The 17,274-nt window shown below is 47.5% G+C and carries 16 protein-coding genes; 4 read left to right on the plus strand and 12 right to left on the minus strand.

Annotation, left to right across the window (positions count from 1 at the left end):
- Together NT178_04710 and NT178_04715 are read left to right on the plus strand one after the other, a co-directional pair.
- Positions 1-193, plus strand: a 193-nt coding sequence (locus NT178_04710; protein MCX5811829.1) for a hypothetical protein, incomplete at its 5' end; no start/stop codon positions are given.
- 540 nt (positions 194-733) lie between these two features.
- Positions 734-1,267, plus strand: coding sequence for a DUF6125 family protein (locus NT178_04715; protein MCX5811830.1), 534 nt, complete (start codon positions 734-736; stop codon positions 1,265-1,267).
- Between the two features lie 413 nt (positions 1,268-1,680).
- Here NT178_04715 and NT178_04720 read toward each other — a convergent pair whose 3' ends face one another.
- The 4 genes from NT178_04720 to NT178_04735 all read right to left on the minus strand — a co-directional run bounded on the left by NT178_04720 (position 1,681) and on the right by NT178_04735 (position 4,857).
- Positions 1,681-2,169, minus strand: coding sequence for a pyridoxamine 5'-phosphate oxidase family protein (locus NT178_04720; protein MCX5811831.1), 489 nt, complete (start codon positions 2,167-2,169; stop codon positions 1,681-1,683).
- Positions 2,170-2,198: 29 nt separating this feature from the next.
- On the minus strand, positions 2,199-3,545 hold the full coding sequence (locus NT178_04725; protein MCX5811832.1) for a deoxyribodipyrimidine photo-lyase: 1,347 nt from the start codon (positions 3,543-3,545) through the stop codon (positions 2,199-2,201).
- 154 nt (positions 3,546-3,699) lie between these two features.
- Positions 3,700-4,143: a hypothetical protein gene (locus NT178_04730; protein ID MCX5811833.1), complete on the minus strand. Its 444-nt coding sequence runs from the start codon at positions 4,141-4,143 to the stop codon at positions 3,700-3,702.
- 15 nt (positions 4,144-4,158) lie between these two features.
- A complete protein-coding gene (locus tag NT178_04735; protein ID MCX5811834.1) occupies positions 4,159-4,857 on the minus strand; it encodes a DUF2071 domain-containing protein in 699 nt (232 codons plus the stop codon).
- 92 nt (positions 4,858-4,949) lie between these two features.
- On the opposite strand from NT178_04735, the gene NT178_04740 reads away from it, so the two are divergent.
- Both NT178_04740 and NT178_04745 read left to right on the plus strand, forming a co-directional pair.
- Entirely contained in the window at positions 4,950-5,138 is a 189-nt protein-coding gene (locus NT178_04740; GenBank protein ID MCX5811835.1) for a hypothetical protein, read from the plus strand.
- Between the two features lie 159 nt (positions 5,139-5,297).
- Positions 5,298-5,960 carry an isochorismatase family protein gene (locus NT178_04745; GenBank protein ID MCX5811836.1) on the plus strand — a complete coding sequence of 221 codons (663 nt, stop codon included), beginning with the start codon at positions 5,298-5,300 and terminating at the stop codon, positions 5,958-5,960.
- Positions 5,961-6,162: 202 nt separating this feature from the next.
- On the opposite strand, the gene NT178_04750 is transcribed toward NT178_04745, so the two are convergent.
- From NT178_04750 to NT178_04785, 8 genes are all read right to left on the minus strand, one after another.
- Complete coding sequence (locus tag NT178_04750; GenBank protein MCX5811837.1) at positions 6,163-8,445, minus strand: xanthine dehydrogenase family protein molybdopterin-binding subunit; 2,283 nt, start codon at positions 8,443-8,445, stop codon at positions 6,163-6,165.
- 2 nt (positions 8,446-8,447) lie between these two features.
- On the minus strand, positions 8,448-8,915 hold the full coding sequence (locus tag NT178_04755) for a (2Fe-2S)-binding protein (GenBank protein ID MCX5811838.1): 468 nt from the start codon (positions 8,913-8,915) through the stop codon (positions 8,448-8,450).
- Positions 8,912-9,796, minus strand: a complete 885-nt coding sequence (locus NT178_04760; GenBank protein MCX5811839.1) for an FAD binding domain-containing protein — start codon at positions 9,794-9,796, stop codon at positions 8,912-8,914. The genes NT178_04755 and NT178_04760 overlap by 4 nt, the downstream gene beginning before the upstream one ends.
- A gap of 127 nt (positions 9,797-9,923) precedes the next feature.
- Positions 9,924-11,219: a phenylacetate--CoA ligase gene (locus NT178_04765; GenBank protein MCX5811840.1), complete on the minus strand. Its 1,296-nt coding sequence runs from the start codon at positions 11,217-11,219 to the stop codon at positions 9,924-9,926.
- Between the two features lie 64 nt (positions 11,220-11,283).
- A complete protein-coding gene (locus tag NT178_04770; protein MCX5811841.1) occupies positions 11,284-13,029 on the minus strand; it encodes a hydantoinase B/oxoprolinase family protein in 1,746 nt (581 codons plus the stop codon).
- A complete protein-coding gene (locus tag NT178_04775; protein MCX5811842.1) occupies positions 13,026-15,122 on the minus strand; it encodes a hydantoinase/oxoprolinase family protein in 2,097 nt (698 codons plus the stop codon). The genes NT178_04770 and NT178_04775 overlap by 4 nt, the downstream gene beginning before the upstream one ends.
- 111 nt (positions 15,123-15,233) lie before the next feature.
- On the minus strand, positions 15,234-16,862 hold the full coding sequence (locus NT178_04780) for a methylmalonyl-CoA mutase family protein (protein MCX5811843.1): 1,629 nt from the start codon (positions 16,860-16,862) through the stop codon (positions 15,234-15,236).
- 9 nt (positions 16,863-16,871) lie between these two features.
- Positions 16,872-17,273, minus strand: a complete 402-nt coding sequence (locus tag NT178_04785) for a cobalamin B12-binding domain-containing protein (GenBank protein ID MCX5811844.1) — start codon at positions 17,271-17,273, stop codon at positions 16,872-16,874.
- Between the last annotated feature and the right edge of the window lies 1 nt (position 17,274).

A 17,274-nucleotide genomic window follows, 5' to 3' on the forward strand; every position in this document is an offset into this window, starting at 1 on the left:
CCTGCACCTTTTTTATGAAACAGGTGAAAATCCGGAAGGCACAAATCTTCATAATGAAGACATGTTAAGAACAAATACGGGGTTGGGATCAAAGGGGATTCGGGCAACAGGCCGTAAAGATTTGACCCCAGTCAGTTTCTCTCAAAAAGTTAAATCGTGTAAAACGGCTTTCATATTGTCTTTACGTGAATAATAATGATCTCTGCAAACGTTGCAGAAAATGTTTGCAGGGAAGGCGAGACATTGGCACGAACAAAAATCTGTTCAAGGTTTTCCGTTGTAAGAGCTTGAAGTGCCTTTTAGATGATTATCCCTTTTGTACACCCCGTGCAAGCTGTTTTGAATAGCCCTGTTCCGTAAATGTTCTTCAAATTTGGCCTGTAAAGCAGAAGGAATTACAAGCATCCGGAATCTTCAAATTTCTATATAATCTTAAAATTGACGTGATATAGGGAAAGATAAAATAATATTGTTGCAAAAAGCTTGTCAAGAGATTATACATTATTATATCAACAATTTAAGTTGTCACTGAGAGGTCGGTAAGACCATAATTTGTATGGACAACAAAGCAATGTTATTGCACGGAGTCGCGAAAGAATGATTGATTTGTGGAAATAGGCAGAAACTTTAGAATAACTTGTTAGCTTTATAAAAAATGCGGGAATGGGGGACGTCCTATGCTCCTCCCGTCAAAGAGCGTGATGAAATACTGTCTTGAGGAGATTAAAGAGGTGTGAGAAATCCTGACAATCCGGTTCATGAGGAGTTGGAGCAACTCCCGAAAGAAACGCTTATCGAACTCATAAAAATGTATTCAAGAAACTGGCATACCTGCGACGGCCTCTGGTTTTCAGGGGTAGAGGAACGGTACGGTACGGATAAAGCCCTTGAAATTGATGTCAATATGTGGGATGTCTCATCAAGGCTTGAAGCAAAAAGAATAAAGGAGATACTTGCCATTCCCGACAACGGTGGTCTTGGCGCAGTTCTGCGGACTCTTAATTTTATGAGTTGGGCCGCTAAATGTGCTTACCGTGTCGAGAAAATGGCTGATATGGCGCTCCTGACCGTTACGTCCTGCCCTCCTCAGGAAGCCCGTTTGAAATCCGGTGCTGGCTTATTTGCGTGCAGACCTACCTTTGAAGTGGGTTTCGGAAATGTGGCGCGCATCATTGATCCGGCAGTGAAAGTGTCGTGCAAGTATTGTCCTCCGGGCCCTCATCCTTTGGATGGCTGGTGCCAGTGGGAGTTTAAGGTTGACCGTTAACATAAGAGGGACAAAGGAGCTCTTGGGAGGCTAAGGGGACATCCTAAAAAAAGTAAATAACTTTTTGAAAACAGAGATATCATTGAAGGTGGACAGCCAATAATCGACGACTATCGGAACCTGCGGACACTGTATCCGGAATTTTTGCACCAACTGTTGGTGTAAAACAGGAAATCTCTGTAAACCCAATACTGGCAATGGCTTGAACTTCATGACTGTTTTTGTGTCCACAGTTGAAGTCAAAGTATTCCGCATAGCAAGTGATTTGTTGGAAATGGCATTAAGTTTTAAGGGGGATTGAGAAAGAAAGGAGCTTGTGATCTGTCACCGGTTCCGGCGGTTGTTCCTCAACTGGCAATTATACTGGCTTTTGGGCCTTACCCGGGCGAATTCACTCTGATTAAACTCTGAAATTATTCACATTCCCATATTGAAATCGTCTGAAAACGGCTTACATGAATACATCGGATGACTTCTATTGCTATGAGGGCTGTAGTGGAGGAAGCAAGGAATGATTCAAATTCTGGATGCTTCCCGAGAAATACCTTTGCAAATTCATTCCATGCTTTGCCTCTCCTGACAGGTTTTGCTGTGCCGATGACAGTTATTACTTCTGTTTCAAGCAGATTCTGTTGAGATTGAGTTCGATTATCTATTAGGAGGGCAACATGGGTTGAATTAAGAATATTTCTGTATTTGCTCGTGTCTTTTGGTGTTGCAAAGATAACCTTTTTCAAATCTGCTGTCAGAGCATAAGTAACAAGCGAAGTGTAAGGTTTTCCATTGTCGTCGGTGGCAAGTACAGCAAAAGGTTCTTCTCTATCAAAGACCTTCAGTCTCTCAGGCACTGACATAGTCCCTTTTTGCACAGTAACCGGAATCTGTTCTTTTTGAACAATCATATCTGTACGGCTCCTTTCTCATTTTTCTCTTATGACTTTTCTACTTTCTCAATATATGCTTTGATGCTGAACTTTGATCTGCATCCATTATAACTCATGTATCGTATTTTCCCAAAAACAATTCTCTCATTCCATGCCCGGTCATGGACCCCTCCTATGCTCCAGGCAATACCGGCATATCCATTGGGGTCTCTGCCGTCGAGTTCGTATTTGTCGTTGAGATATATGGCTGTATCTATGGCCTCTTCCGGGGAATTAGTCCACTCAAGTATCTTTTTTGCCCAGTACATCCTCATATATCCATGCATCTTTCCCAGCTTTACCATTTCCATCTGGGCTGCATTCCACAATTGGTCATGTGTTTCGGCCTTTTCAAATTCCTCCAGGGAATAAACATAGAGCCGTCTGTCCTGCCTGTGATCATTCAAAGTCTGCTGCGCCCATTTTGGGAAACCATCAAAGCTATCATAATCCGGATTGTAAAAACAATAATTGTCCGATAGTTCCCTGCGGACTATCAGTTCCTCAAGGAAACTGTTTTTTGCAAGATTCGGGGCGCTGCTTTTCTCAACCTCCAGAGCAAGCCTCTGCGCTGAAAGCTGACCGAAGTGGAGATAAGGGGAAAGAGCGGATTGACCATTTTGCACAGGGTTGTTTCTTCCTGTTTCATATTCATAAAGTTTTCCATCAATAAACTCTTTCAATGCTTCAAGAGCATGTTCTTCGCCGGGGGTGATCCAGTCAGCCTCTTTAATGCTTTTATCGATTCTCAATGAATCGACAGTTTTATTCCATTGAATTTCCTGCACTTCTTTTTTCCATAGAAAAGGATGTTTTTGCGGGGCAGGGAAGGAATCCATAAAAAACGGCAAAGCTCTCTTAATCTTTTTTCTGATCGTGTAGGCTCCGTATTCCGCCTTCTGTGATGCTATTGTGCAGGGTACTATATTGTGTGCGTCCACTTCAAAAAAGGGGACATTAATAATATTCGCAACTTCATTTTTCCATTGCCTTTTGATGCGAAGGGGATCAAAATCAACTACAAGGGCAGAGACTCTGTAATTATTTACAAACTTTGAAACAACAACCCCCGGGTCTCCTGTTAAAAGAAAAAAGGGGACAGAAAGTCCTTCGAGTTTTCTTGAGAGTTCTTTAAGACCTGCAAGCATAAAGGCATACTGGCGGATTGCTGCGTTGAGGAAACCGGGTACGACGCAGAAAACTACTGCCAGGGGCACGTTTTTTCTCAGTGCCAATTCCTGCGCATATACGAGCGCCCAGTTGTCATTTACCCTTTGATCACGGCTCATCCAGTAAACAACAGGACCGCCTTCAGCAACTCCTTCCTTAAGTGTAACTATTCTCTCGCTTAGCATACCCCGTACCATTTGTTTCAATCATGATTATTGTTATATAACAGAGTGACAAGTTTTGCTACAATGAAAGCCCAAGGCCGATTAATGAAAACTGCAAGGAGCCGGACATCAGATTGATAAAGCTGGACCTTGCATCGGCGAAATAAGAAGGGCATTATAAAAGGACTCTCAGACACAAGTAATATAAAACACAGAATATTGCATGGAGAAAAAGTTGCTCAAGCCATGTCAGCGGCCCTGATTTTTTGCCGAGAAAACCCTCGCCTGAAATGGGCAGGGCGATAAAAAGCATGGACAGCCAGAGTATTATAATATAGAGACAGACAAACAGAAAAGAGAGGCTGTCAAAACCGAAAAGCGTTGTTGCAATAGCATAGATACTGCCAAATATGCCGCTTGTTATGAGGTGAATGCAAAGACCTGACACATAAAGGAATGGAGGGTTCTCTTTCAATCTGAGCGTCCGGAAAAGGAAGGAGCCGTCGACGGCAAACAGACTGGACTTGAATATATGAAGACGGAAAAGAATATCGGATATTAAACCCATAATAATGCCTGAAACTGCTCCTGATATGAAACCTGCCAATGTCTGGTGCATACCTCCTCCTTTCTGTTATATTGAAATCATTCCAGGCGGCATAAAAACGGTGAAACGGCCATAAGGAGCCATGAGGGCGCTTTGGGGCGCCATCAGTTCTTTCTCTTTTATAAGTCCGGAATTGACGAGTATAGAACACTGCATTGTCGAAAGTTTGCCTGTTAACGGTTTGATCGGGGAATGGTTTACTTCAAAACGGATCAATCTTCCCGGAGTTCCGTAGAAACCAACAGCAGGGCCTGTGAGAAACAGGGCTGCTTCCTTAATACTTTGAAAAGGCACAGGATTTGACGGGTTGCGATCTTCTTTTAATTCGATTTTGAAATTTCCTCCCCAATTGCCGTCAACTTGATATTGATAAGGATAATCATCGCCATACCGGGCATCAAGATTCATGGAAATAGATTGCCAGGGAATTTTCAGCAGTCCGGTAACAAAGGAAATAAACTGCGAGGTAATGCCGCTCTTGAGAAAATAAACCGCAGACATACCGGTTACGGGGTCAACTATATATGTACGGATATTTGCCTGATTATAGGAAAAATGAAGAAAAGGAAAAAGAGAGGAAGTGACATTTTTGCTTTGAAAAATGACAAGAGAAATGATGGTTTTATCCTCATATTTTGATGCAAAAGGTATATCGGCAGGAATAAAAGACCGCAATCTTTTCTGAGGTATGAGCCAGGAAAGGTAAAGGACATCGTAAATGTCCATCTGTACCGTAAATGAAGGTATAACACCCATGGATTATATTTTTATTATACCGGACATTGATATAGAATGATATTGCAAAAGCATATGGTTTTTTGCCGGATAAAGCCCTTGAAATTGATGTCAACATGTGGGATGTCTCGTCAAGGCTTGAAACAAAAAGAATAAAAGAAATACTTGCCATTCCCGACAACGGCAGTCTTGGCGCAGTTCTGAAGCAGAAGGATCATCCCTTTACGGCCTGTTGCCCAAACCCCTTTCTTGACTGTAAAACCAGTGCTTAACATTTTCTCTAAATTGTTCCCAAGGAGTAGCGCAGGGGACCGTAAATAAGTAAATAACACAGCGGGTCGCAGGTCGGTGGTAGCAGATAGAGGTTATGACAGTGCGGCATGAAGAGTATAGGACAGACATTGCCGACCAAAATGACCGGAAGAATAAGAATGACAAAAAAATGGGGCGTCATTGTTATCGATATACAAGGCGATTTCACGAAATTCAGGCAGGGTAGTCTTGCCGTGCCCGGTTCAGACGAAGATTACGTTAAAAACGTCGAGACAGCCAACCTGCAGTTCAAAGAACTTGGCGTCCCTATTTTAGGTACTCAGGATTGGCATCCCCCTGATCACATCTCCTTTGTAACCAGCCATCCGGGGAAGAGACCTTTCGAAACAATAATGATTGATGGAGGAACACAAGTTCTCTGGCCACCTCATTGCATCCAGGGGACGGAAAATGCCCGTGTACTTATAGATAACAGCCTCTTTCTTGCGATCGTAAAGAACGGACAAGACCCGGATGTTGAAAGCTATTCGTTCTTTCAGGATGGGAAAGGTACAAAAACGGAAATGGATACCATGCTGCGGGTAAACGGGATTGAGGAGGTCATCCTCTACGGGATTGCCACAGAATACTGCGTGAGAGCAACATCTTTGGACCTGCTTGCGGCCAGCTACAAAACGACTGTTATAGAGGGTCTATGTCGGGGTGTGTCCCTCGAAGCTGCTGCGACCGCACTCGACGAGATGAGACGTAAGGGAGCAAGGGTGATCACCGCATTTGACGAGATAATTGAGGAAATCCGTCGGGAAATTTCCGATAAATGAACAACTTATTTTTACTTGTGTTGCAAATGTGGGACAACAAAGCTATGAAAACTTAAGCCGTCCATGCCCGCATTGAACCACAAACAAAGGAAAGGGTGGAAGAGATCATTCGGAGCCTTGGCCTTACTCCCACGGAGGTCATCCGCATCTTTTACAAGCAAATATCACTCCGTGGCGGGTTGCCTTTTCCGGTTGAGAACGGTTATTCCAACCTTTTTTCTTTCTCCTTCAATGCCCATAAAACCTTTTCCGGCGTGATGGGCAGATCTTTGATGCGTATTCCGACAGCATCATAAATGGCATTAGCAATCGCCGGTGCGGTGGGGACAAGTCCGGGCTCGCCGATACCTTTTGCGCCAAAGGGACCGTCTTTGTCGTCTGTCTCGATAATCACCGCCTCAACAGGCGGGACATCCTTTGCTGTGGGCATCTTGTAGTCAAGAAAACTTCCGTTTTTGAGTACGCCTTTGTCGAAGATCATCCTCTCGCCCATGGCATATCCGATCCCCATGAGGCCGCCGCCGTAAATCTGCCCTTCAAGGAGCATGGGATTGATCGCTCTACCCACATCGTGGGCTGCTATATATTTCAGGATTTTTACCTGTCCTGTCTGTTTGTCTACCTCTACCTCCACACCGTGGGCACCGTATGCGTATGAAACGGACAAGTTGCCTTTAAAATCCTTGTCAAAATTCTCATTGGCAGGGTCATAAAAATATTCTGCCATAAGCATTTGGCCGTTGCTCTTATAATGGGCATTGCGCAAGACTTTACCCAGGGCAATGCTTTTCTCATTATCTATTGTTGAAAAAACTGTGCCCTTCCTGATATCGAGCGTTTCCGGGTCAACGGCAAGGCTCTTTGCCGCAATTTCCAGTATCTGTGCCTTTATCTTCTTTGCCGCACCGAGGGCTGAATTTCCCGCAACAAAAGTCGTCCTGCTCGCATGGGCGCCTACATCCCAGGGGCAGGCATCCGTATCGTTGTTAGTGACATGCACATCATTAACAAACGTGCCGAGGACCTCGGCCACAATCTGTGCAATCACCGTTTCCGAGCCCTGACCTATATCGGTAGCGCCGGTAAAGACATCTATCTTGCCATAGTCGTCTATCTTTATTGTTGTGCCGCATCCGTCGGACTTGTAAACCCGCGCACCCCCGCCTACATGGATGAGCGATGCCATACCTACGCCCCTGCCGTCGTGCTTGCCTTGTTTTGATTGCCAGTCAAGTTTTTTTACCACCGTCTCGATACATTCTTTCATACCGCAAGAGGTGATCTTGAAATTTTGAGGCGTTATCTCACCCGGTTCATTGGCATTTTTCAGCCTGAATTCACAGGGGTCAATGCCTGCCGCCCCGGCAAGCTGGTCAATGGACGATTCAATGGCAAAGGTTGCCTGCGGGTTGCCGTAACCCCTCATGGCCTGGCTGTATGTGTTGTTTGTGTAGACGCACTTTGCAGTGAATTTGATGTTGGGCACCTTGTAGAGAGAAGAAATAGGCATCATCATAACAGAAGGGGTTGTCGCCCCCCATGAAGTATAAGCGCCGTTGTCAAGTATCATGTCCATTTCCCTGAAGGTTAAATGCCCCTCCCTGTCGCAGCCCTGGGATATCTTCGTGACAGTGCATTGACGGGGCGATGTGGCAAAGAACTCCTCTTCCCTGGAAAAAACGATTTTCACCGGTTTGTGCGCCTTCATTGCAAGGAGAATCGCCAGATATTCATAGGCATAGGTGTCGAGTTTGCTCCCGAAGCCGCCGCCTATCGTGCACTGGATGATCCTTACCCGTTTGTTCTTCAAACCGAAGGAAGCCAGCGCCTCTATATAATCCTTCTGCGCCAGTGACGGTATCTGGGTGTTGCTGTACATGGTCAGATTGTTGTTCGTATCGAAAGAGGCGATGCACCCGCTTGTACCGAGACAGCAGTGCGTTACCCATTGTGTTGAGAAGGTATCCTCCACAATATAGGCGGACTCCGTTTTTGCCGCCTCAACATCTCCGCAGATAAGTTTCCAGGGGAGCTTCAATACATTCGACTTCATCTCTTCATGGATGAGTATTGCCCCTTCCTTTATTGCCTCCATGGGATCAAAAATGCCGGGCAATTCTTCATATTCAACGTCTATGAGCGCAAGGGCCTCTTCGGCAATCTCAGGGGTAGAGGCGGCTACGGCCGCCAGTTCGTCCCTCATGGAACAGACCTTGCCCGTTTTAAGGGGCGGGTTGTCCTTCATAACGCCGAATTTAAACGCAGGAATATTGGAGCCTGTGAGGATAGCCTTAACCCCGGCCAGCTTTTCCGCGCGGGATGTGTCAATTTTAAGAATCTTTGCATGAGGATGCTTGCTGTAGAGGATCTTTCCATAGAGCATTCCAGGTATTTTCAAATCCTGGATATACAAGGCATTTCCTGTTACCTTTGATGGGGCGTCTAACTTCGGGATTCTTTGTCCGACCGTTGACAGGGCTTTCATGCTCACCTCCTGCCTGTTATGGATGTTATGGCATCAATAATCTTTACATATCCCGTACACCTGCAAAGATTTCCTTCGATGGCCTCTTTAATGTCGTTTTCTGTAGGTTTATCCTTTTCATCCAGCAGGGCCTTGGCCGACATGATCATGCCGGGCGTACAAAAACCGCACTGCACCGCACCCTCTTCGATGAAGGTCTTTTGAAGGGGGTGGAGTTCACCGTCCGCAGACAGGAGGCCCTCAATGGTGAAAACCTTTTTGCCCTCAACTTCAAGTATGGGGTAAAGGCATGAATTTACTGCCTGACCGTCGATAATGACGGTACATGCGCCGCACTCCCCATAGCCGCAGCCTTCCTTCGTACCGGTAAGTCCGCAGACTTCTCTTAAAAAGTACAGGAGTGTCCATTCAGGCCGAACCTCATACATTGCCTCTTCGCCGTTCAAAGTAAAAATGATTTCCCTTTTCATTCAACCCCCTGTGGCTGCATAGCCCTTTCTATCGCCTTCATAATCGCCCGTCTTGTAAGTACTTTTACCATCTCTTTCCTGTACCATGCCTCTCCCCGGAAACTGTCCCTCGGGGTGGCCTCGCTCGCGGCTATCTCTCCTGCCTCTTGCAGGACATCATCAGATATTGTTTTACCTTTCAGAAATGCCTCGGCTTCCTTTGCCCTGATCGGTCTTGGCGCAACAACGCCCATGGCAATCCTTGCATCTTTGCACAGGAGTCCCTCTCCTGTCTTTTCCATTGTAACCCGTGCAGCAATCCCCAATATGGGCAGATCCATGGCCTGTCTTCTCGTGTGTTTTATATAAGCAGAACCCGTATTGTCCCCGAAAAAGGGCATCCGGAATCCTTTTACCAGTTCACCCTTCTCAAGGACTGTCTTATTGGGACCCAGAAAAAAGGCGTCAATATCAACCATGCGTTCGCCATTTTTCCCGACAACTGTTACTCTCGCATCAAGGACAAGGAGCGGACAAGCAGTATCGGCTGAAGGGGCGGCATTGCAGATATTTCCGCCTATTGTAGCCACGTTTCGTATCTGACGGGAGCCAAGGTTGCTTGCTGCGTCATAGAGGGCGCTATAGTATTGCCTGATGAATACATTCTTCACGATATCACTGTGGGTGGCGCCGCCGCCTATCCAAAGGCCATCTCCCCCTTCGATATTGGTAAGGTCTTTAATATTCCGTAATGAAATCAGGTTTTTAGGTGCAATCTTCGTCTGCCTGAGCAAAACCAGCACATCCGTCCCTCCCGCGATAAACCGTGCATCCTCGAGCCCCTCCATCAAGTCGATTGCTTCCTGAATGGTTTGCGGCTTATAGTATTCGTAAGCTTTCATCCTTACCCCCTTTCTATCAAATGCAGGGTCAGCCCTTGACTTTGACAGGAAATGCGCTGTCAATGATCAACGGACAGACCCTTTTCATTCTTTCACTACCCTTTTAACTGTTCACTATTCACTTCTTTTATTCCCGGTTGTCAAAAACCCTTTTCGTCTTTCTCTCAGATCTCGGCAGCGTTGCATGGTCAACCAGTTCAATATCACAACTTACCATTATCTGTTTCTTTATTTCGTGCTCGATGGCCTTTTTCACGTGTTTATCTTCATGGTGCGAGAAATCGGATGCCCTCTCTACCCTGATCAGCATATGGTCTTTGCCGTCCTCTTTCCTGTGAAGAATTACCTGATATTCACTTCCGACCCCTTTAACATGCGAAAGTATCTGATCTATGTGACTTGGATAGATATTCACCGCCCTGAAGATAAACATATCGTCCGACCGGCCCAGTATTCTGTCGTGCATGGGCATAATGCTCCCGCAGGGGCATCTTTCGGGGATAATTTTTGTCAGGTCTCTTGTCCTGTAACGGATAAGGGGCGCTGCCTCCTTTTGTAATGTAGTAACCACCATTTCTCCCGCTTCCCCCGGCTTAACCGGCTCCAGGGTCTCCGGATCGAGTATTTCCAGTATGTAATAGTCTGCCCAATAATGGATGCCCCTGTGATGGATGCAATCCAGCCCGGTCCCCGGACCATACAACTCCGTAAGCCCGGGAATGTCGAAAAGCTGCTCCGTTTTGACGCCTGACAGTTCCGATATCCTTACCCTCATGGCATCGCTGCTTCTTTCAGAGCCGAATATCATCTTTTTCAGGGCAATTTTTCCTCTAAGGCCGCGTTTATCTATCTCTTCTGCCATGAGCAGTCCCATAGAGGCAGTACAGCAGACAACCGTTGTCTGAAAATCTTCCAGGAACTGACATTGCATATCGAGGTTCCCCGGACCGATGGGGATGGACATGGCGCCGAACCTCTCACAGCCGTTCTGAAAGCCCCATCCGGCAGTCCACACGCCGTAGCCCACAGCGATCTGGATCCTGTCTTCCAGGGTGCATGCCGCATACTCATAGCACCGTGCAAACATCTGCGCCCAGTCATCCACGTCTTTTGCCGTGTAGCACAGGACTTTTCTCTTGCCGGTTGTCCCGCTTGAGGCATGAATACGGATAATCTTTTCAAAGGGCACGCTCTGAAGCGGAAAAGGGTATCCCTCCTGGAGGTCTTTGCTGGTTGTGAAGGGTAATTTTCTGATATCCTCCAATGTTTTAATATCGCCGGGCTTTACGCCCGCTTCATCAAACTTTTGTTTATAGTGTTTTGAGCCGTTATATGTATGATTTACCGTCCATTTCAGCCCCTTCAGTTGAAAGGCCGCGAGTTCGGCTTCCGTCTTCATCTGTGCATCAAATCGTTTTTCCATAAATTTTTATCCTCCCTATCAAAAATCAACTCAACGATGCCCTGATGCAAGAAAACAGGGTCGTTTATCGTCTTTTTTTCAATTTTAACTTTAACAGGCGGCGTAGTCGTCCTGTCTCTTCCACATTTATAACATGTGTTTCGGGATCAATGGCAACGCCGTAGTCGGTTTCAGCACGTTCTATACTTACATATCCTTCGATTACGTCGTTTAATACCATATCAGGCTCGCGTTCAAGGGGATTGCCGTAACCGCCACCGCCGGGGGCATCAATGGTTACTGTGTCGCCCGGCTTCAATTGGGTCAATCCATAGGCGTTTCCCGGTATTCCATTGATGAGGAGTTTGGCCCTTGTGCCGGGTTTGCCGTCGAAGAGTCCTTCCGCAGGGTAGGAATACCTCCCTGCCTGTATCCCCAGGTTGACGGGCGGAATCGGGGCATACTGGTCGTCAGGTATCCTGAAGGTCTCCCTTTTCCCGAGACCCCCCTTCATCCTGCCGGGGCCGCCTGAATCGGCAAGGAGTTCCCTCTTTTCTACAATAAGCGGGGTATCGCTTTCAAATATCTCAACAGGCGTATTCGCGCCGTTTGCAGGGAAGATGTAGACGTAATTGCCGTCGTTGGCAATGCCTGCCCCCATGCCTCCTCCCCTGATGATCACCGAATGCCATGGTTTCCCGTCCTTTTTCCTTCCGTAAAAAACGTTCATTGCAGCAGGGGTGCCGCCGGAGGCCGCAATCACCCTGTCAGGCAGTACATGCGACAATGCCCGGTAGATCACCTCGGTAAGGAAATGGCCCACCCCCATCCGCGCAGCCACGGCTGCAGGAAACCTGCAGTTCACAACACTGCCTTCAGGAGCAAAGAGTTTTATAGGTTTTGCGCAGCCGTCATTATTGGGGATATCCGGGGCAAACATACTCTTTATTGCCATAAACACATAGGCAAAGGTAAAATTAAAGACAACATTGCCGCCCCAGTCTACCTGGCCGGAAGAACCCTCGAGATCAACGATGATATCATTGCCTCTTATCTCAACCTTTGCCTGAATAGTAATATCGCCCTTTCCCTTCATCTGTTCGATTATGCCTTTTGCCAGGTAGATGCCGTCAGGGATCTTCTCGATCTCCTCCCTCATGCTCTTCTCGGTAAGGCCGATAATCTGGTCCGCCAGGTCATCGAGGTCATCAAGCCCGCTTTCCCTGAGCATCTGCCGTACCTTCTCCGCACACACATGGTTTGCAGCTATCTGGGAGCGGATATCTCCGATAACCTCATCAGGTGTCCGTACGTTCCATCGGATCATATCCAGGACCGGTTCGTTAAGGACCCCTCTGTGATAGAGCTTCACAACAGGGATAAAAAGACCTTCTTCAAAAACATCATGGTTGTCCGAGGCAACGCGACCGCCAATATCGGAGTGATGAAAGACACAGGCCGTGAACGCAACCAATTTTTCTTTATAAAAGATAGGACTCATGACGCATACATCGTTCAGATGACCGGCCAGCACCCAGGGATCGTTCGTAATAAACACGTCGCCGGGCTGGTAATGATCTAAAGGAAACCTATTGACAAGGTTTTTTATACCCAGAGCCATGGCCCCTGATTGTCCGGGAGTGGCAAGGCTCCCCTGGGCCAGTTCACGACCCAGCCTGTCCGTGAACATGCATGTGTAATCATGGGCATCCCGGAGCAGGCTCGAAAAGGCTGTGCGGGCTACGCTTGAGTCTGCCTCGTCTACAATGGAAATGAGTCTTCGCCATAAAATCTCTAACGTTATCGGATCAAAGGTGCCAGCCATCTTCATATCCCTCCGATATCAATCCACAGAAACCCGAATTCATCTGTCGATATATGGCCATCCTCACCCACGATAAGAGTTGACTCCTTTTCTTCAATGATGGCCGGCCCGGTGAACCTGGCACCGGGAAAGAGTTTGTACCTGTCGTATACAGTAAAAGGAATGAATGCCCGCGCGATAGGTGAGTATGCAAGGCGCTGTCGCTTAATTGCGGCATTAAGAGTCTGTCCCTTCTTTTTATCAACTTTGGGTAGTTGCAGGAGCCTCTCGGGAAGACTGGCCCTTACCTTGAAATTGATAAATTCCACTTCGGATTCAGGATATGTCCTTCCATAGAGTTTTTTATAGACATCGTCAAAGTAACGTCGGATATCAGCTCCCTGGAAATTTGTAAAATCCCCGACAGGCAAGGGTATATTGATTTCCGCACCCTGACCCACAAAACGCATGTCAAGAGACCGCTCATATCGGATGACTTCATCCGCTTCCTCTTTCCTGAGTATTTGAAAGGCGTCTCCTTCAAGACCTTTGAAGATACCTTCTATTTCATCAAATCCAACATTATTCAGAGAAACTTTGTGACTGCGCAGCAGATCAAATGCACGGGGGGCGGTGAAAAAACCCATTGCTGAACCTACGCCTGAATTCGGCGGCACCATCATCCTGGGTACCCCCAGTTTCTTTGCAAGGCCATAGGCATGAACCGGGCCTGCCCCGCCGAAGGCTGCTATCGTTACAACTCCGGGATTTCCGCCTTTTTCGGCAATGTGTGTCTTGGCCGCCGCCGCCATCGTTTCATTGATGAGATCGTGGATCCCCCAGACAGCCTGTATAAAGGAAACACCGAGGGGCCCTGCTATCTTCTCTTCGACGCCGTGCCGCGCGCTTTCCTTGTCGAGCTTCATCTTCCCTCCGAGAAAATAATTCTCGTCAAGATAGCCCAGCAGAAGATCGGCATCGGTTACACAGGGATCCGTGCCTTTTCTTCCGTAACAGATAGGCCCGGGCACTGCCCCGGAACTTTCCGGTCCGACCTGAAGCGTGCCCAACTTACTTACTTTGGCAATACTGCCGCCGCCGGCGCCAATCTCCATAAGGTCTACTACGGGCACCTGGATTGTGAGACCGCTTCCCTTCATGAACCTTTGTACGCGTCCCACCTCAAAAGTCGGTACGATACCGGCAACCCCTTTCTGTATCAGACACGATTTTGCCGTTGTACCTCCCATATCAAAGCAGAACATTTCGGAGACATTGAAGTGCCTGCCGTAGTATTGACCTGCAATGACTGCCGCTGTGGGCCCGGACTCGATAATCCTTACAGGGAACTCGGCCGCTGTTTCCACAGAGGTAACACCGCCACTGCTGAGCATGATAAAAAGCTTGCCCTTAAAACCGATGCGCTTCAGCCGCTCAGCCAGATTAGACAAGTAACGCCCTGTAAGTGGCTTGACATAAGCGTTGGTAACGGTTGTGCTCGTTCTTTCATATTCTTTTATCTGCGGCAAAACATGGTATGAAATGGAGATGGAGACGTCCGGGGCCTCACGGGCGATGATCTCCCTGAGCATGAATTCATGGGAGGGGTTTTCAAATGAATTAATGAGACAGACAGCAATTGACTCAACACCCATATCGAGGAGTGTTCGCACAGCTCGCCTCGCGTCTCCCGGGTCCAGGGCCTTCAGGATACTCCCGTCGCTTCGGACCCTTTCATCCACTTCAATGCGATATCTCCTTGGTATAAGAGGCTTGGGAAATTCGGCAAAAATATCGTAAGGCGCATAGCGCAGTTCACGGCCTATTTCCAGGACATCCCTGAATCCCTTTGTTGTAATAAGTCCTGTCCTGGCACCCTTCCTCTCGATAATGGAATTGATGACAAGGGTCGTTCCGTGTATCAGTTCGTCGAGCTTTGCCACAAAGTCCGGTGTGGAGGCACCCAAGGCTTTTATCCCCTTTCCAACAGCTTCCGAAGGGTCATGCGGTGTAGTCAGACGCTTATCGGTCTGAATCCGGCCTGTTCGATCATTCAACAGGACAAAGTCGGTGAATGTGCCGCCAATGTCGCAGCCCAGCCGGTAGTGCTTGTCTGTCATATATCCCTCCAAACTCGGCTAAACCATCATTGACCCTGCTGCAAGCAGCAGGGTATCCACTTCACCACTCCCTTGAGGGGAGGGTGATATCAGAAACTCACCCCCATAAATTCAAAACAACGCAGGCTCTTGAAACTCTCCGAATTCCTGCCTGAAAATATTTGTCATCTCACCCACTGTTGCGTATGCCTTACAGCATTCCACAAGAGCGGGCATGATGTTTTTACCTTCCTTTGTTGCTGACTCAAGTACCTTTAAAGTGTGGAGAACATCGCTCTGCGACCTTTGTTTTTTTACCTGTCTGAGATCCTCTATCTGTTTTTCTGCTGATTCATAGTTATATTCGTGGAGTTCAACTTCTTTTGATTCACCTTCCTTGTATATATTTACTCCCACCTTTAAAAGTTCACCGGATTCAAGTCCTTTTTCCACCTCGTATGCCTGGCGCGCAACAAGTCTCTGGATATAGCCCTTGGAGACTGCTTTTATCATGCCGCCATATTGTTCTATCTTTTCCATCTCTTCCTCAATCTTCTGTTCCATCTCCTTTGTGAGGGTCTCGATGAAATAGCTCCCCGCAAGAGGATCAACGGTGTCACGTAGACCCATCTCGTCCATCAGCAATTGGAGTGTGCGGAGCGAAAGCAGGGCTGAATGGGGTGTAGGGATCGTGTATGCCTCGTCATAACTGCACAACGCGGTAGTCTGTGCCCCGGATAAAGCGGCTACAAGCGCATAGTAGGCCCCCCGCATGATGTTGTTTTCAGGTTGCGCCTTTGTGAGTCCATATCCGCCTCCTCCAAAGAGTCCGCGCAGGAAGAGGTTTTGCGGGTTTTTCACATCGTATTTTTCCTTCAGGTTTCTTGCCCAGAGTTTACGTGCCGCCCTGAATTTTGCAACCTGCTCCCACATGTTGCCGAAAACATTGAGGTTGAAGGAAAATCTCCCCACAAAGTCGTCAACAACATACCCTCTTGCAAGGACGTTGTCTATGTATGCATTGGCTATCAGTATGGCATAAGCGATTTCCTGGGCTGGTGTTGCGCCCGATTCCCGTATGTGATACCCGCATACGCTCACCGGGTTTGTACGGGGCATAGCGGTCATAGAGTACTCTATCGTGTCTCCGATGAGTTTTACTGCCGGCTCGACGGGAAATATCCATGCCCCCCTGCCTACCATCTCTTTTAAAATATCATTCTGGGGCGTAGCCGATATGACCTTCGCATCATACCCGTATTTTTCACCTACAGCCTGATACATGGCGAGCATTATGGAAGCAACGGCGTTTATGGTAAGGCCGGCACCGATTTTGTCCAGCTTTATGTCTTTAAAGGCGATTTCGAAATCACGGAGCGTATCAACAGCCATACCGACCCTGCCTACCTCCCCCTCTGACATGGGGTCGTCGGAGTCATAGCCCATCTGGGTGGGAAGGTCAAAGGCGACATTGAGTCCTGTCTGGCCATGGGAAATCATGAGTTTGAAACGCTGGTTTGTTTCTTCGGGGGAGCCGAACCCTGTATATTGTCTTGTTGTCCACGCCCGGGATCTGTATCCGAGCGGATGAATACCTCTGGTGTAAGGATACTGCCCCGGGTCTGCAACGTCTTTATCATAATCAAAACCTGTTCGGTTCAAATCTTCCGGTGTATATGAAGGCTTTACATGGATGCCGGATTCCAGAATTACATCGAGGATCCGGTCTTTTTCATCTTTTATATAGCGAGCAACTGCCATGTGCGCCTCCTATGCCTTTTTCATGTGAGTTTTTATAAACTCTATCGTTTCGGAAAGAGGGGTCCCACCGGGAAAAACGCCTGCAACACCGAGCCCTTTCAGTTTGGAAACATCTTTCGCGGGGATCACGCCACCCACAAAGACTGTTTTACCAATAATGTCTTCTTCGCGCATCTTCTTCATCAGTTTCTCGACAATCGGGATGTGCGCGCCGGTCATAATAGAAAGCCCGATGATGTCAACATCCTCCTGAAGTGCAATACGAACAATCTGGTCAATTGTCTTGTGGAGTCCCGAATAGATAACCTCCATGCCGGCTTCTTTGAGCGCGTGAGAAACTACCTTTGCCCCTCTATCGTGGCCATCCAGCCCCGGCTTCGCAATCAAAACTTTTATACTTTTTTCATGCATT

It is taken from the genome of Pseudomonadota bacterium, assembly GCA_026388255.1.
Classification (GTDB): Bacteria; Desulfobacterota; Syntrophorhabdia; order Syntrophorhabdales; family Syntrophorhabdaceae; genus JAPLKB01.

Coding starts and splice junctions, on each gene's coding strand:
- NT178_04770 (MCX5811841.1), bottom strand. CDS start 13,029: ATGAAGATGGCTGGCACCTTTGATCCGATAACGTTAGAGATTTTATGG.
- NT178_04725 (MCX5811832.1), bottom strand. CDS start 3,545: ATGCTAAGCGAGAGAATAGTTACACTTAAGGAAGGAGTTGCTGAAGGC.
- NT178_04730 (MCX5811833.1), bottom strand. CDS start 4,143: ATGCACCAGACATTGGCAGGTTTCATATCAGGAGCAGTTTCAGGCATT.
- NT178_04720 (MCX5811831.1), bottom strand. CDS start 2,169: ATGATTGTTCAAAAAGAACAGATTCCGGTTACTGTGCAAAAAGGGACT.
- NT178_04775 (MCX5811842.1), bottom strand. CDS start 15,122: ATGACAGACAAGCACTACCGGCTGGGCTGCGACATTGGCGGCACATTC.
- NT178_04765 (MCX5811840.1), bottom strand. CDS start 11,219: ATGGAAAAACGATTTGATGCACAGATGAAGACGGAAGCCGAACTCGCG.
- NT178_04745 (MCX5811836.1), top strand. CDS start 5,298: ATGACAAAAAAATGGGGCGTCATTGTTATCGATATACAAGGCGATTTC.
- NT178_04785 (MCX5811844.1), bottom strand. CDS start 17,273: ATGCATGAAAAAAGTATAAAAGTTTTGATTGCGAAGCCGGGGCTGGAT.
- NT178_04760 (MCX5811839.1), bottom strand. CDS start 9,796: ATGAAAGCTTACGAATACTATAAGCCGCAAACCATTCAGGAAGCAATC.
- NT178_04755 (MCX5811838.1), bottom strand. CDS start 8,915: ATGAAAAGGGAAATCATTTTTACTTTGAACGGCGAAGAGGCAATGTAT.
- NT178_04750 (MCX5811837.1), bottom strand. CDS start 8,445: ATGAAAGCCCTGTCAACGGTCGGACAAAGAATCCCGAAGTTAGACGCC.
- NT178_04780 (MCX5811843.1), bottom strand. CDS start 16,862: ATGGCAGTTGCTCGCTATATAAAAGATGAAAAAGACCGGATCCTCGAT.
- NT178_04735 (MCX5811834.1), bottom strand. CDS start 4,857: ATGGACATTTACGATGTCCTTTACCTTTCCTGGCTCATACCTCAGAAA.